This is a genomic window from Mycobacterium simiae (assembly GCF_010727605.1).
Taxonomy (GTDB): Bacteria; Actinomycetota; Actinomycetes; order Mycobacteriales; family Mycobacteriaceae; genus Mycobacterium; species Mycobacterium simiae.
In genome coordinates this window covers 4476888-4492861 of the sequence record NZ_AP022568.1, presented here as the reverse complement: position 1 = coordinate 4492861, position 15974 = coordinate 4476888, and the positions used below count along the sequence as shown (strand labels likewise).

3 protein-coding genes are annotated in these 15974 nt (G+C 67.2%); 2 read left to right on the top strand and 1 reads right to left on the bottom strand.

The features are described from left to right. Positions 1-3: 3 nt before the first annotated feature. Positions 4-11025 carry a type I polyketide synthase gene (locus tag G6N33_RS20980; RefSeq protein ID WP_101528158.1) on the bottom strand — a complete coding sequence of 3674 codons (11022 nt, stop codon included), beginning with the start codon at positions 11023-11025 and terminating at the stop codon, positions 4-6. A 307-nt stretch (positions 11026-11332) separates the two neighbouring features. On the opposite strand from G6N33_RS20980, the gene G6N33_RS20975 reads away from it, so the two are divergent. Together G6N33_RS20975 and G6N33_RS20970 are read left to right on the top strand one after the other, a co-directional pair. Beyond that, positions 11333-12754, top strand: coding sequence for a condensation domain-containing protein (locus G6N33_RS20975; protein ID WP_081662019.1), 1422 nt, complete (start codon positions 11333-11335; stop codon positions 12752-12754). A gap of 142 nt (positions 12755-12896) precedes the next feature. Continuing rightward, positions 12897-15932, top strand: coding sequence for an MMPL/RND family transporter (locus G6N33_RS20970; RefSeq protein ID WP_044507028.1), 3036 nt, complete (start codon positions 12897-12899; stop codon positions 15930-15932). Positions 15933-15974 lie beyond the last annotated feature (42 nt).

Sequence of the window (15974 nt, the reverse complement as noted above, 5' to 3'; positions counted from 1 at the left end):
CGCTTAAACCCCGCTTGGGTCCGAATCCGCCTCGGGAGCCGAATCCGGCTCGCCGGGAGCCGAATCCGCGTCGGGCAACTGACTCACCAGGTATTCGGCGAGCCCGCCGATGGTCGGGTAGTCGAAGACCGCGGTGGCGTTGATGGTGAACGCGCCGCCGAACTGACTGTGCAACCGGTTGCGGAGTTCGATCGCCATCAATGAATCCGTGCCCAGATCCAGGAACCGGCTGCTCGCGGCGGGCGGTTGCGCCAGTCGCAGGAAGTTCTGCACCTCGCGCTGCAGGAACTCGGTGACGAACCCCGCGCGCTGCGGCACGGGGATCTCCTGCAACTGCTTGAGCAACTCACTGTCACCGCCGACTTCCCCGGCGGCACTGGGCAGCACGAGGTCGAGCACCGGCGGACGCGAATTGCCCAGCAGCTTCGCGGCCCGTTGCCAGTTGGCCTTGAGCACGGTGGCCTGGCCGGTGCCGTTGGCGACGACCTCGGTGAGCGCGCCGAGCGCCGCCGACGGGTCCAGCGGAATCAGGCCCTGCGCACTGATATTGGCCGTTGCGGCCTCCGAGGAAGCCATGCCGCCCTGGGCCCACGGACCGAAGTTGACCCCGGTGGCGGCCCGACCTTGCGCCCTACGCCGCGCCACCAAACCGTCGAGGAACGCGTTGGCGGTGGCATAGTTGGACTGCCCGGGCGAACCGAACAAGCTGGACACCGAGGACGACACGATGAAGAAGTCCAGTTCGTCCTCCTCGGTCAACCTGTCCAAATGGGCGGCGCCGAATGCCTTGGGCACCAACGTCGCTCGGAATCGATCCAGGTGCTGCTGCGACAGCAACGCATCATCGAGCACCCCGGCCAGATGCACCACACCGGCCAGCGGCGGCAACTCCGCGCGAATGCGCCCCAACAGCCCGGCCACATCGGACTCCGCCCCGACATCGGCGGTGAAGACATGGACACGGGCCTTATAACGCTCGGCGATCTCCTCGATGCGGCGTTGCGCCTCCGGGTCCGGTGCGCGGCGGCTGGTCAACACGATGTCGCCCGCCCCGAGCTGGGCCAGATACGACGCGGTGTGCAACCCGATCGCACCCAGCCCCCCGGTGATCAGATAGCTCCGATCCGGCCGCGGCTGCAACGGATTCGGGACCTGCACGACGATCTTGCCGATGTGCCGCGCCTGCTGCATCCGGCGGAACGCGGCCCTGGCTTCGGTCAGCGGATAGATCTCGGCGGGTAACGGCTTCCAGCTGCCCTCGGCCAGGCCCGCCGACACCTCGGTGAGCAACGCCCGAATACGGTCGGGTTCCTGGAAGGTCACCGTATCCAAAGCCACGATCTCGTAGGCGATGTCGGGACGAACTTCGGCCATCCGCGCCGGCGTCCAGATGTCGCGTTTGGCGATCTCGGCGAAGCGGCCGTTTTGCGCGGTGGCCCGAACCGTCGCTTCCAGGAACCCGTCATTGGTCAAACTGTTGAGCACCACGTCGACGCCGGCACCATCGGTGTCGGCCAAGATCTGATCGGCGTAATCCGTTGTGCGCGAATCGTAGACGTGCTCGACCCCGAGTTTGCGCAGGGTCGCGCGTTTGAAGGTGCTGGCCGTGGCGTAGACCGTGGCACCGCACTGCTGAGCCATCTGGATCGCCGCCAGGCCGACGCCGCCGCTGGCGGCGTGGATGAGCACCCGCTCGCCCGGCTTGAGTTGCGCCCAATCGAACGCGAGCCGCACGGTCAGGGCGGCGGCCGGGATGGTGGCCGCCTCCACCGCGCTGATCCCGTCCGGGATCGGGGCCAGCAGCTGGGCGGGCACGTTGAATCGGCTGGAGAACGCGCCCTGCATGAACCCGTAGACCCGCTGGCCCACCTCGAGTCCGGTAACGCCGCTTCCCAATTGGGTGACGGTGCCGGCGAAGTCCCCGCCGATCGGCCCGGGGTCGCCCGGGTAGAGGCCCAACACGTTGAGCACGTCGCGGAAGTTGAGGCCAGCAGCCTCCACCCGGACCTGCACATAGCCCTCGTCCGGTGGCGGCACCTCGGTCTCGGTCAGTCGCAGGTTGTCGATCGCACCCCGCTCGCTGGGCGCCAGCACATAGTCGCCGGAACGGGGCACGGCCAGGTGCCCGCTGCGCGCCCACGGCAGCAATCGGGAGGCCAACAGCTTCCCTTGCCGCACAGCGAGTTCCGGTTCGTCGATCGGCGTGGCCAGCAGGGCGGCCAGCGCCCGCACGGCCTCCGGCGATCCGTCGCAATCGACGAGTTTGGCGCGCAATGCTGGTTCCTCGTTGATCGCCGTCCGTCCAAATCCCCACAACGCCGCCTGCACCGGGTCGACCGGTTCGCCGGATTCGGTGGCCACCGCACGCTCGGTGACGATCCAGAGCCCACCGGGCAGTTTCACCGAACCACTTTGCACCGTGTGCACCGCGCCCAGCAGCTGGGCGACCTCGGCCTCGAGGCGCGCGGCCTCGGCATCGGAGTCGGTATCCGGTCCGCTGCTGCGCCAGACCACGCCGGCGAATGGCAGGCCGCCCGCGGCGGCCTGTGCCAACACTTGTCCGAGCGGCTCCGGATTGACGCTGCGGTCGAACGGGATGCATCCCGGCACCGCGGCGGCCAGTTCGTCGAATCCGGCGATCAGCCAGGTACCGGCCGGGCTCGGTGCACCATCGACCTCACCGCCCGGCGGCGCTACCTCGTGCCAGCCCAGGGTGTAGAGCAGCCGGGTGGTGTCACCACCCAGGCCGCGCAGCAGCGCCTCACGCGGTGCGCGCTTGACCGTGAATTCGCGGATACCGCCCAGATGGCGGCCATCCCGATCGAGGAAATCGAGGTCGAAGACCTGGGTTTCGCTGTTCAATTCGCTGCGGTGCCACCGGGCACGGCAGTAGAACCGCCGGGGCATCTTCTCCCGCAACGTCACCTGCCCGTACCGCAGCGGCAGGAACAGGTCGTTGACGCCCTGCTCGGCGGCGAGCAGCGCCGGGAACGCCGGGAAGGCGACCCCGGTGCACAGGTCCATCAGGACCGGGTGCATCGGTTCGGTTCCCAGTTGCTCGGCGAGTTCTTCGCCGACAAGGATGTCGCCGATCGCTTCGCCCTCCCCCAGCCACAGCGACTTCAGGGAACCGGACCACGTTGGCCCCCAAGTCAATTCGAGGTCAGCGAAGGTCTCGAACAACTCCTGCGGACGCATCCGGTCGAGGCGCTCGATCGCTTCGTCGACCGGATCGCCGTCGGGCGCGGACTCGCCGGCCCCGGCCTGCACGGTGCCCTCGGCGTTCAGGGACCATTCGCCGCCGCGCTCACCATAGGGGCGGCTGTGCACTTGGAACTTCGACTCACCGTCATTGGCCAACGGATGCAGCATCAGCTGCACCTCCCGAGAAGTCTTCTCGGGCAAGATGATGGGCTCGTAGAAGAACACGTCCTTCACCCGCGCGGGCGCGCCGAAGGCGGCCAGCGCCATCGCCGCGTATGTCGCGCCGGGCACCACGACGGTGCCGTAGATGACGTGATCGGACAGCCAGGGCTGCGACTTAACCGACAACCGGCTGGTGTAGACGGAGTCGCCGGACGCGAGATCCTTGGCGCTGCCCAGAATTCCGGAGGCCGCGGGGCCGTCGATCGTCACACCGGTCGTCTTCGGCCAAAAGCGTCGCCGCTGGAACGGATAGGTGGGCAGTTCGAGTCTGCTCCGCGAATCATGGTGCAGCGCATTGAAATCAGGACGCAGGCCCCCGACGTAGGCGGCGGCGAGCGCGTCGGCGATCTGGCGCCGGTCGCTCACCCCCTTGCGCAGCGAGACGATCGCCCGCGGCGCGGCGAGGTGCTCCGGCCACACCTGCACGGCCGCACCGGTCAACACCGGCTGTGGTCCGATCTCCATCAACACCGAGCAGCCCAACGCTGCCACCGTGCGCACACTTTCGGCGAACTGCACCGGCTGACGGGAATGCCGACGCCAGTACGGCGCGTCGAGCGGCGTTTGGGCTGTCAGCACCGCACCGGTGCGGTTGCAGACCAGCGGCATCGTCGGGGTGTGGAACTCCAATTGCGCGGCGTACGACTCGAATTCATCGAGGATCGGATCCAGCAACTCCGAGTGGAACGCGTGGCTGGTGTCCAACCAGGTGCAGCGGATCCCCTCGTCCTCGAATCGGGCGACCGCCCGTTCCAGATCGTCACCCGGTCCGGAGAGCACCGTGTTGGGCCCGTTGTAGGCAGCAACCGAGACGCGCGGGAATTCCCCGGCAATTTCCTCGACGTGCTTGGCGTCGTGGAACACTGCCACCATTCGGCCGCCTTCGGGCAGGCTGCCGAACAGCTGACCGCGCCGGGCGATCAGTCGCGCCCCATCCTCGAGGCTGAACACGCCGGCCACGCAGGCCGCCGCGTACTGGCCGACGCTGTGCCCCAGCACCACATCGGGCTGGATACCCCAGGACTGCCACAACCGGGCCAGGCCCATCTCCACAGCGAACAGGGCCGGTTGCGCAAACGACGTGTGCCGCAGTGTTTCTTGGTAGAGTTCCGGCCCGCCGCGGTCGGCGGCGAACAGCACGTCCAGCAGCGGGTACGGCAGTATGTCGGCGACCGCATCCGCGCACCGGGTCACGGTGTCGGCGAAGACCGGCTCGGTGTCGAACAGCTCGCGTGCCATCCCGGGGTGTTGGCTGCCCTGGCCGGTGAACAACCACGCCGTCGTCGGCTGGTGAGTGTGCTCACCGCGCACGACACCCGGCCGCAGCCGGTTTTCGGCCAGCTCGGCCAGGGCTTCGCGCGCCCCCTCGACCGAATCCACCACCAGCGCGGCTCGGTGCTCGAAGTGTGAGCGGCCGGTTCCGGCGGTGCGGCACACCTCGGCGAGATCCACCTCGGGGTGCACGCTCAGCCACACCTGGTAACGCCGCACCAGCGCCACCAGCGCTTCGGGCGACCTCGCGGACAGCACCAACACCCGCGGCTGGAGGCCCTCGGCCTCCGACTGCGGGTGTGGTGCAGGCGCGGTGGCGACTTCACCGTCGAGGTGTCCGCGCGCAGGCGGCTCTTCCACCAGCACGTGGGCGTTGGTGCCGGTGAACCCGAACGAGCTCACGCCCGCACGCCGTGGCCTTCCGTTGGCCCGCCAGGGCGTCGTCTTGTCCACGACGCGCACCGGCAACGAATCCCACGGGATGTGCGGCGACGGTTGCTCGAAGTGCAGGCTGGGCGGCAGCGTCTCGTGCTGCAGCGATAGCACGACTTTGATCAGACCTGCTGCGCCCGAGGCCGATTCGGTGTGGCCGATGTTGGTCTTCACCGAACCGATGAGCAGGGGCCGGTCGGCGTCGCGCGCGGTGCCGTAGGCGGCCGCGGCCGCCTGCACCTCGATCGGATCGCCCAACGGGGTACCCGTTCCGTGCGCTTCGAGGTAGTCGACCTCTCCGCCCGACAAACCGGCGCGTGCCAGCGCGGTCCCGATAAGTCGTTGCTGGGCACCGCCGTTGGGCACCGTCAAGCCACTGGATGCCCCGTCCTGGTTGACCGCGCTGCTGGGGATCACCGCGCAGATCCGGTCACCATCGCGCTCGGCGTCGCTCAGCCGCTTGAGCACCAGGACGCCGCAGCCTTCACTGCGCACGTAACCGTCAGCCGAGGCGTCGAACGTCTTGCACCGGCCGACGGGCGATAGCATCCGCGCTCGCGAGGCGGCGATGACGGTCACCGGGCTGAGCAAGACGTTGACACCGCCGGCGAGCGCCAGGTCGCAGTCACCGGTGTGCAGGGCCTGGCAGGCCTGATGGACGGCCACCAATGCCGAGCTGCAAGCGGTGTCGACGGCCACCGCCGGACCTTCGAATCCCAGCGCGAAGGCGACCCGGCCGGAGATGGCGTTGAGCGCATTGCCGGTGATGAAGTGGGGTTCAATCTTGTCGACCGGCTCCCCGGAAAGCAGATGCGCGTACTCGTTGGCCGCCACACCCACGAAAACTCCGGTTCGACTGCCGCGCAAGGCCCCCGGCGAGTAGCCGGCGCGTTCCAGGCCCTCCCAGACCATTTCCAGCATGAGCCGCTGCTGCGGCTCGATCCACACGGCCTCGCGCGGGGAGATGCCGAAGAATTCGGGATCGAATCCGTCGATGTCGTCCAGGAATCCGCCGTAGCGCGTGTAGGTCTTGCCCGGCGTATCCGGATCCGGGTCATAGAACTCGTCGATGTCGAAGCGGTCCTCAGGCACTTCCCGGATCGCGTCGACGCCGCCGGAGAGCAACTCCCAGAACGACTCCGGGTCGGGTGCGCCCGGGAAGCGACACGAGACCGCGACGATAGCGATCGGTTCGTCGGTGCGCGTCGTCACCGCCGCCGCCGGCTCCGGCCGTGCCTTGGCCGCCGCCGGGTCGTCGAGCTCGAGCACCTCGCCCAGCAGGTAGTCGGCCACGTCGGAGAGCCGCGGGTGATCCATTGCCAGGGTGGCCGGAATCTGTTTGCCGACCCCTTCTTCGAGGCGACGGCGCAATTCGATCGCCATCAGCGAATCCATACCAAGATCGAAAAACCCTGCGTCCGCGCGGATTTCGTCGGCATCGACGCGGGTGACCTCCGCGACCGCATCGCGCAGGTAGTCGGTCAGCAGTTTCTTGCGCTGCTGCGCCGGCGCGCTGGCGAGCCGCTCGACCAGTGCCGTCTTGCCGGTTGCGATCACGGCGGGCGCCGCTTCGGGGGCCTCGCGTTGCAGCTCCGCCAGGAACGCCCGTCGGCCCGCTTGCTGGTAGAGCGGCAAGAACCGGCCCCAGTCGATGCGGGCCACGACGCCTTGGGCCTGCCCCGGCTCGGCGGCGGCCACCACCTCGGCCAGGCCCGCAAGCGCATCGGCCGCCGCCATCGCCTTGACCCCCCGCTGCTCAAGGCGCGCACGGGATTCCGCGTCCGCCATGCCGGCCGACCAGGGCCCGAAATTGACGCTGACCCCTAGGATGCCCTGCTCACGCAACCGCCAGGCCAGCCCATCGAGGAAGGCGTTCGCCGCACTGTAGGCCGTCTGACCGTAGCCACCCCACACCGAGGCGATCGAGGACGTGCTGACGAAGAAGTCGAGCTTCAACTCGGCCGCCGCTTCGCTCAAATGCCAGGCACCCCAGACCTTGCCGGCGAAGACGCGATCGATCTCGGCGTCGTCCAGGGCGGCCAATGGGGTGGTGCCGATCTCCCCCGCGGCGTGGACGATGCCGGCTAGCGGCGGCAGCTCGGCCTGCACCCCCGCCAGCAGCCGATCCACATCGTGCGCATCGGCGACATCGGCGGTGACGACGCGGATCTGGCAACCGTGCTGTTCGCGCAGCACGGCGATGCGCTGTTGCGCGGCCCGGGTCGGCTCGCGCCTACCGGTCAGCACCACATTCCCGGCGCCGTGTGCCGCCAGGTGTCCGGCGATCTCCAACCCGATTGCGCCCAGTCCGCCGGTCACCAAATATGTTGCCTCACTGCGTAATTGCAGTGTCGCCCCGCTCGGCGGCTGGGTGCGTCGCACCAACCGCGGAACGTAGGTCGCCGTACCACGCAGCGCGAGCTGATCTTCCCGGGCGGCCGCGCCGTCTGACCTGCCGATCCGGTCGATCAGCGCGGCCCATTCGTCCGCGGTGCCGTCGCCGAGGTCGACCAGTCCGCCCCACAGCTGCGGCAGCTCCAGCGAGGCGGCGCGGCCGAATCCCCACAGGCTGCTCTGCTGCGGCGCCACCAGGTCCGAATCGGTGACGCGCTGGGCACCGCGCGTCACCAGCCAGATGGGGCCGCCTAGATCGGCGGCGAGCGCGGCGCGGAAGAGCCGTCGGGTTCCGCCGAGGATCCGGTGTTGCATGCGCAACAGTGACCGCATCGACGGCGTGGTCCCGGCCTCCAGGGCGGCGACGTGCACGATGCGCGGCGTCGAGCCCCCCGTTGCCGCAGCGCGCAACTCCTCGACGAGCGCCTTCTCGTCGGCGTCGGAGGCCGGCAGCCCGATCACCCGATGCGGATGGTGACCGGCGGAAAGCAGCTCGACCAGCGGCGCAATCGCGTCCATCGAATCACCGACGACGATCCAGTCGGATCGCTCGTCGGAATGCGGACGAAAGAGCGGCGCTGCGGACTTTTCCCAGTGGATCTCGTAGCGGTCGTCTCCGATGGACCGGCTGGTGCGTTGTTGATTGTGCTGTGCCGCAAGTTTGCTCAGCACATCCAGGGTTTGATGATCGTCGCCGGCCGCGTCGAGCAGGGTGGCGAGTTCCTCGATCCGTCCGTCTTCGAGCAGACGAACGGTGTCGGTGCGCGGTCCCGCGTTGACCACGTGCTGGGGTTGGTCGGGACGCATGCGGTCGTCGCGGAACCAGTACTGACGGCGCTCGAATGGATAGGTGGGCAGGTCAAGCTTGCGCGCGTGGGGCCGGCGCAGGGCCGCGAAATCGGGCAGGTGTCCCAACACGTAGGCGTCGGCGACGGCTTCGGTGATCTGCCGGTGATCGGCGGTGTTTCGCCGCAGCGAGGTGATCACCCGCGGCGCGGTGGCCGGGTCCGGCCACGCCGACAGGGCCGCGGCGGACAGCACCGGGCGGGGGCCGATCTCCAGCAGCAGTTTGCAGTTCATCTCGGCCAGCGTGCGCACGCTCTTGGCGAATTGCACCGGCTGACGGGCGTGGCGGCGCCAGTAGGCCCCGTCCAGCTTCACACTGCGGCCCAGCGCCGCTCCGGTGCGGTTATCGATTAGAATTCGTTGCGGCGCAGCGAAGTTGAACTTACCCGCACACGATTCGAAGTCATCGAGGATCGGGTCCAGCAGCGCCGAGTGGAACGCGTGACTGGTGTCCAGCCAATCACAGCGGACCCCGTCGGACGCCAATCCGGCCACCGCGCGCTCCAGGTCGGCCACCGGCCCGGACAACACGGTGTTGGCCCCGTTGTAGGCGGCGACGGACAGGCTGGGGAATTCGTCGGTCAGCGCCTCGACCCGCGGGGCGGCAGTGAACACCGCGACCATCCGGCCACCGGCGGGCAGGCTGCCGAACAGCCGGCCCCGTTCGGCCATCAGTACCGCGCCGTCCTCCACGCTGAGCACACCTGCGACGCAAGCGGCCGAATACTGTCCGACGCTGTGGCCCAGCACCACGTCCGGCTGCAATCCCCAAGACTGCCAGAGTCGCGCCAGGCCCAGCTCCACCGCGAACAGCGCGGGCTGTGCATAGCAGGTCTGCTGCAGCGTCGCGTCGCTGTCCGGGCTGTCGACGTCGAAAATGACGTCCAGCAAGGGCTTTTCGAGGATGTCGGACACGGCGGCGGCGCACCGCTGCAGCGTCTCGGCGAACACCGGTTCGGTGTCGAACAGTTCGCGGGCCATGCCCGGGTACTGGCTGCCCTGGCCGGTGAACAGCCAGGCGGTCTTCGGCGTGTCGTAAGACTCGCCGCGGAACAGACCCGGTGCCGGGCGGTCGTCGGCGAGCGCGCCGAGCAGCTCGATGGCGGATTCTCGCGAATTGACCACCAACGCGGCACGCTGCTCCAGGTGTGCTCGAGCCGCCCCTGCGGTGAAGCACACGTCGGCCAGGGTGGCGTCCGGATGCGCGCGCAGCCAGTCGCGGTACTCGTCGGCCAGTCGTGTCAACGCCCCCGGCGTGCGCGCCGAAAGCGCAAGGATGCTGAATCGTCGGTCGGCTGCCGGCTCGACCGGGGCCGGCGCAGCGGCGACCGTCGGCTCGGGCGCCTCCTCGAGAATGATGTGTGCGTTCGTCCCGGCGAATCCGAAAGAGCTGACGCCGGCGATGCGGGGACGGCCATTGCGTTCCCAGGGCGTCGGTTCCTTGACGACCTCCACCGGGAGCCGGTCCCACGGGATGTGCGGCGACGGGTTCTGGAAATGCAGATGCCGCGGCAGCAGCTCGTTCTCCAGCGCCAGGATGACCTTGATCACACCGGCGATGCCCGCGGCCGCCTCGAGGTGCCCGATGTTCGTCTTCACCGAGCCGATCAGCAGCGGTTGGTGGGGTTCACGGCCGGCGCCGAGCACCGCGCCCGCGGCCTGCGCCTCGATCGGGTCGCCCAACGACGTCCCGGTGCCGTGGGCTTCGAGATACCCGACGTGGTGGGGTTCGATGTCGGCGCGTTTCAGCGCGTCGGCGATGACCCGTTGTTGGGCAACACCGTTCGGTACGGTCAATCCGCCCGACGCGCCGTCCTGGTTGATCGCGCTGCCGCGGATCACAGCCCGAATCCGGTCACCGTCGGCAAGAGCGTCCTCGAGGCGCTTGATCACGATGACGCCGCAGCCCTCGCCGCGCACGTAGCCGTCCGCGGCCGCATCGAAGGTCTTGCATCGGCCGTCCGGCGCAAGCATCTGTGCGCTGGAGAAAGTGATCATGGTCGCCGGGGTGAGCAGAACGTTCGCGCCGCCCGCCAGGGCCAGATCGCACTCATTTAAGCGAAGCGCTTGACATGCCTGATGGATCGCGACCAGCGACGAGCTGCATGCCGTGTCGACGGCTACCGCGGGACCTTGCAGCCCCAGTCGATAACTGATCCGGCCCGCGGCCGCGGCGTTCGACGTCCCGATCGCCATATAGGCCTCGATCTCGGGGTAGGTCAGTTCGTCGGAGGCCATGCCCAGGTAGTCGTGGGTGGCCAGCCCGACGAACACACCAGTGTTGCTGTTCGCCAGGGCCGTTGGCGCGATACCCGAGTGCTCCACCGCACGCCAGGCCGTTTCCAGCAAGATCCGGTGCTGCGGGTCCATCAGCCTGACCTCGCGGGCCGACATGCCGAAGAACGGGGCGTCGAATCCGGTCACGTCGTCGACGAACCCGGCGCGGCGGGTCACGACCTTACCGGGGGCACCGGGTTCCGGATCGAAGAACTCGTCCACGTCCCAGCGGTCGCGCGGCACCTCCGATATTGCATCGCGGCCGTCCCGCAGCACATCCCAGAATTGGTCGGCATCGGCAGCCCCCGGGAAGCGCGCTGCGTACCCGATGATTGCGAAACCCGATGCCGGATCTCCCTGATCTTCGACGGATGCCATGCGCTTGTCCTCCCTTGGCCGGTCAAGATCGATCCCCAGGGAGGCCGGCTGCGCTCGGGGAACCAGTCCCAAAGGCCAGCACCGCAATTGCAGCGCTCGCACCGCACAGCGGCAACCAATGCGGCTGCCGCCCCCACCTCCCGCGCCGACCGTTCGATCGCAAGAACGGCCCGCCGGATCCGTCAGCGAGTGTAGGCGGTGGCCCGCCGCACGGATGCGACGGTGACCGACAGGCGGGTTATGTTGGTGGCGCCACCCGCGTGGCTGGACGTCAGCCCGGTATGCCGACGGAGAGGGAGAAGTAGTTTTGCGCATCGGGAAAATTACGGTCGGCGCACTGGGTGAATGGGCAGTAACCGCAGGTTCGGTCATCTCTTGGCACCCGACCGCGGCGTCCAGCGAAAAGGTCCGACGGGCGCCGGTAAGTTGTGTGCCCGTCAGTTACATGCAGGCCCAGCATCTGCGTAACTACTGCGAACGGACGGCCGCGGGACTGAATTTCTCCCGGCAGATCATCGCTACCTGTGAATTACCTGGCACATGTGATGTGGCGGCCATGGATCGCGCCGTCAATGCGTACCTGCGTCGGCATGACACATTCCGCAGCTGGTTCGAGCAAACCGGTGACGGCAAATTCGTCCGGCACACCCTCACCGATCCTGCCGACATCGAATTCGCGCCGATCGACCACGGTCACATGACGGTGGATGAGATCCACGATCATGTCGTGGCCATCCCCAGCCCCTTGGAGTGGGGATGTTTCACCTTCGGGATCGTGCAGAGCGAGGATCATTTCACGTTCTTTGCCGCGATGGACCACGTCCACGGGGACGCGACGCTGATCGGCACGACGATGATGGAAGCCAACGGCATGTATTCGGCGTTGAGCGGCGGTGGGCAGGCCCTGACGCTGCCCGATGCCGGGAGCTTCGACGATTTCTGCACCCGGGAACGCGAGTACACCTCGACACTGACGCTGGATTCACCCGGTGTACGTGCGTGGATCGACTTCGCGGACAACAACGGCGGCGGTTTCCCGGAATTCCCCCTTCCGCTGGGTAACCCCGCGCAGTCCAGCAGCAGTGACATGGCCTCCGAACTGTTGATGGACGCCGCCCAGACCGAACGATTCGAATCGGCCTGCGCCGCGGCAGGCGCCCGCTTCGTCGGCGGCTTGTTCGCCTGTTTTGCCTTGCTGGAGCACGAGTTCACGGGCGCCCTCACGTATTACGGGCTGACTCCGCGGGACTCCCGCACCGGCGCGGACAACTTCATGACCCAAGGCTGGTTTACCGGTCTGATCCCGATTACCGTGCCGATCGCGGCGGCTTCGTTCGGCGATGCCGCGTGGGCGGCACAGGCGTCCTTCGACTCGGGTCTGGACATGGCGAAGGTGCCCTATTACCGCGTCCTGGAATTGGCGCCGTGGTTGAACTGGCCGCGGCCGAACTTTCCGGTGTCGAACTTCCTGCACGGCGGCGCCGCTCCGCTCAACGCCATCCTCGCCGCGGCTGACCTCGGGCTCGCGAACAACATCGGGATCTATCCCGACGGCCGCTATTCCTATCAACTGACCATTTACGTCTTCCGGTACGAGGAGGGCACGGTCATGGCGATCATGCATCCCGACAATCCGGTCGCCCGCAAGTCTGTGAATCGCTACATGTCAGCTATGAAGTCCGTGTGTGGCCGGGTCGCCGGTAGCGGACACTGGGGCCGCGTTGCGTAGCGTGGAGCCACCCGATGGCTAGAGATTTTCCGAGGCGCGCGCGCTCTCGTCGGGGATCCGACGGTTTTGCGCGCCGTGACTTTTCGCCGGCGAGCGTCGTCGGCGGGCGCAGACGACTGCGCCGACCGGGGGCGAGGACGGTATGCAACGGCTAGCCGATGTGGTTTTGCGGTGGCCCTGGCTGGTGATCGGCATCTGGGTCGCGGTTGCGGTTGCGCTTCCGCTGACCCTGCCGTCGCTGGGTGACATGGCTCAAAAGCATCCGCTGGCAATCCTGCCCAGCGATGCACCGTCGAGCGTCACCGCTCGAAAAATGACCGAAGCGTTCCACGAGGCCGGCTCCGAAGACCTGCTGCTGGTGGTCCTCACCGACGACAAGGGCCTCGGCCCCGCCGACGAAGCCGCCTACCGCAAACTGGTGGACGCGCTGCGACACGACACCCGTGACGTGGTGATGGTGCAGGACTTCCTCACCACGCCGCCGCTGCGCTCGGTGGTGACCAGCAAGGACCACAAGGCGTGGGTACTGCCGGTCGGGGTCGCTGGCGAATTGGGCACGCCCCAGTCCTACGCCGCGTTCAACCGGGTCGCCGAGCTCGTCAAGCACAACCTGGCGCAGGCCCCGCCGGGAAGCCATCTGACGGCCAACATCACCGGCCCGGCGGCAACCGTGGCCGACTTGACAGTCGCCGGTGATCAGGATCGGCTTCCGATCGAGCTGGCGATCGCCGTGCTGGTGCTTCTCGTCCTGCTGGTGATTTACCGCAGTGCGGTCACCATGCTGCTGCCGCTGGTGACGATCGGGATATCGCTGGTGATCGCGCAGGCGGTGGTCGCGGGCTATTCGGAATTGACGGACTCGGGCGTCTCGAATCAGTCGATCGTGTTTCTCAGCGCCATCATGGCCGGCGCGGGAACCGACTATGCGGTCTTTTTGATCAGTCGCTATCACGACTATCTGCGGTCGGGCGCGAGTTTCGAGCAAGCAATCAAGAAGGCGATGCTGTCGATCGGCAAGGTCATCGGCGCATCCGCCGCCACCGTCGGAATCACCTTCCTGCTCATCAGTTTCGCCCAGATGGGGGTGTTCAAGACGGTCGGCGCGTCGTCGGCGATCGGGGTGGGCGTGGCTTTCCTCGCCGCCGTGACGTTATTGCCGGCCATCTTGGTGCTGGCCGGTCCGCGCGGCTGGGTCAAGCCGCGGCGAGAACTGACCGCGCGATTCTGGCGACGGTCGGGCATCCGGATCGTGCGCCGGCCCAAGGCCAATTTGCTGGCCAGTGTGTTGGTGTTGATCATCCTGGCCAGCTGCGCCGGCCTGGTGCGCTACAACTACGACGATCGCAAGGCGCTGCGGGCGTCCGCGCCGAGCTCCGTCGGATATGCCGCTTTGGACCAACATTTCCCGGTCAATCAGTCCATTCCGGAGTACATCCTGGTCCAGTCACCGCACGACCTTCGGACGCCGAAGGCCCTCGCCGATTTGGAACAGATGGCCGACCGGGTCAGCCAGTTGCCGAATGTTGCTGCGGTCAGCGGTATTACGCGTCCCACCGGAAGTGTGCCCGAACAATTCCGAGCCACCTACCAAGCGGGTGCCATCGGCACCCTGCTGGCCGGCGGTTCCACCATGATCAACGATCACACCGGCGACCTGAACCGGCTGGTGGCAGGGGCCGGCACGCTGGCCAACAGCCTCGGCGATGTGCGTGGCCAGGTCAGCCAGCTCGCCGCCAGCGTGCAGGAACTGGAGAACGCCTTCTCCGCGGCGAAAAATCAGTACAGCGGCGACGCGCTGGTGCGGGAGGTCGACATCGCCGCGCAGCTCGTCGACCATGTTAACTCGCTGAGCAACGCCATGGGCTGGAACTTCACGGCGGCCAAGAACATGTTCGCCTGGATCGGACCGGTGTTGACGGCGTTGCAAAATAACCCGGTGTGCGACGCCGATCCATCGTGCAGCACCACCCGCGGGACGTTCGAGCAGCTGGTCGGCAATCGCGATCAAGCCGACCTCGATGCAATCAACCAGCTGGCGCATCAACTGCAGGACTATCCGGACAAGCAGGCGCTCAAGGCGTCCACCGACCGGCTGCGCGCCGCACTGCGCAAACTCACCGGCGTGCTGCACTCGATGGGGATGGACAAACCCGGTGGCCTGCAAGCGAATCTGAACGGTCTGCAGGATGGCGCCAGCCGGTTCGCCGGCGGCAGCCGGCAACTGGCCGACGCGGTCGCTCAACTCGTCGACCAAGTCAAACAGCTCGGCGCCGGGCTGAGCGAGTCAGCCGCATTCCTGTTGTCCATGAAACGTGATGCGGCGCAACCGGCAATGGCGGGATTCAACATTCCGCCCCAGCTCTTGCAGCTCGAAGAGTTTCAAAAAGCCGCGAAGGTGTTCATCTCGCCGGACGGGCATTCGGTGCGGTATTTGGTTCAGACCAAACTGAACCCGTTTAGCACCGAAGCCATGGACCAGGTCAACGCGATCACTGCGGCAGCCCGCGGAGCACAACCGAACACCGCGTTGGCCGACGCCACGATCTCGATGTCCGGATACACCGTGGCCCTTAAGGACACCCGCGACTACTACCAGCACGACATCCGGTTCATCATCGCGGTGACCCTCCTGGTCGTGTTACTGACCTTGATCGCGTTGCTGCGCGCCCTGGTCGCACCGTTGTATCTAGTTGGTTCTGTGGTGGTTTCGTACTTGTCCGCGGTCGGGGTCGGGGTACTGTTCTTTCAGTACCTGCTGGGTCAGCAACTACATTGGAGTGTGCCCCCGCTCGCGTTCGTGGTACTGGTCGCTGTGGGCGCCGACTACAACATGCTGCTCGTGTCGCGAATGCGGGAGGAGTCGCCACACAGCATGCGATACAGCATTATTCGCACGTTGAGTTCGACCGGAGGTGTGATCACCGCTGCGGGGCTGATCTTCGCCGCCTCCATGTGCGGTCTGTTGTTCTCCAGCATCGGTACCGTCGTGCAGGGCGGCTTCGTGATCGGTGTGGGCATCTTGCTGGACACGTTCTTGGTCCGCACCATCACGGTTCCCGCGATCGCCGCGCTGGTCGGGAAGGCGAATTGGTGGCCATCGGCCAAGTTTGGGCGTCCGCAGCTGCGGCGCACCGCCGGGCAGTCGCCGGTCGGACGCGCCGAGCCACAGCCGAATTAGCACTTAGTGACGACCTGTGTGAGACTACGAGACGAATCCGAG

Bases quoted from the DNA above. Each gene is read 5' to 3' on its own strand.
- G6N33_RS20980 (WP_101528158.1), bottom strand. From the start codon at position 11,025: ATGGCATCCGTCGAAGATCAGGGAGATCCGGCATCGGGTTTCGCAATC.
- G6N33_RS20970 (WP_044507028.1), top strand. From the start codon at position 12,897: ATGCAACGGCTAGCCGATGTGGTTTTGCGGTGGCCCTGGCTGGTGATC.